This is a genomic window from Nocardiopsis halophila DSM 44494 (genome assembly GCF_000341245.1).
Lineage (GTDB): Bacteria > Actinomycetota > Actinomycetes > Streptosporangiales > Streptosporangiaceae > Nocardiopsis_A > Nocardiopsis_A halophila.
Window position 1 is genome coordinate 1 of record NZ_ANAD01000276.1, and the last position, 931, is coordinate 931.

Consider the following 931-nt stretch of genomic DNA (forward strand, 5'->3'; position numbering starts at 1 on the left):
GCCGCCGCTGCGGTCCACCGGCAGCGGCGGCGGGCCCCCGCCCGGACCGCCGCCCGGACCGCCGCCGGGGCCGCCCTTGGGTCCCTGGCCCAGGCCGGGGGCCTGCCGCCCGCCCACGCCGGGGGGCTGGGGCCGGGACGGGCGGGCGGTGGTGTCCTCGGCGCGCCACTTGGGTCCGTTCATGGGGGGTGCCTCCTCGGGCGTGCGGCCGCCGGGCCCCTGCTTGGTCTTGGGGTTCTTGCCCCCGCCGAGTCCGCCCAGGGCGTTGGGCATGCCAGACAGCGCCAATGTGACGCCGGCCGCCTTCTTCGCCCATTCGATCGACTTTTTACGCGTGGCATTCCACGCGGTGAATCCCGATGCGTGCTCTAGCGTTTTGTCCTCTGCGGCGCCCTTGACCATTCGCCCGGCGGTGGACTGGGCCCCGCCGATCATCTCGGACAGTTTGCCGAGGGCGCGTTTCCTGCCCACGATCGCGATCACCAGGATGAGCAGGTAGAGGAGAATGTGCATGCGCCACGGCAGCGGGCTGGCGACCACCAGGCGAAAGGCGACCAGCAGTACGCCCATGAGCGCGAGCAACACCAATTGTTTGATTGCCAGGCCGCCCAGCATCTCGAAATATCGGCGCACGATCGGGCGCCCCCACCCGGGGTGTATCCCGAACACGAAGACCACGGGCGAGATGGCGAGCATGAACATGACCGCGACTCGGAGGATGGCCACGGAGAAGGCGACGATCCCCAGGACCCCGCCCAGGATGATGCTCGCACCGAATGCGGATATGGCGGCGTCGGTGCGGACCCCGGAATTGCGGCCGACGAGGACGGTGTGAACGCCGGGATTCTCCTCGGCGATCTCGTCGGCCATCTCGGTCCACTCGTCGTCGATCTCGTCCTGGTCACTTTCGTCGTAAGAGCGCCCGCTCATC

1 protein-coding gene is annotated in these 931 nt (G+C 69.5%); it reads right to left on the bottom strand.

Features of this window, described 5'->3' with window-relative positions:
- The coding region (locus tag D450_RS33835; protein WP_206539675.1) for a hypothetical protein at nt 1–870 on the bottom strand (870 nt) is incomplete at its 3' end.
- Nucleotides 871–931 lie beyond the last annotated feature (61 nt).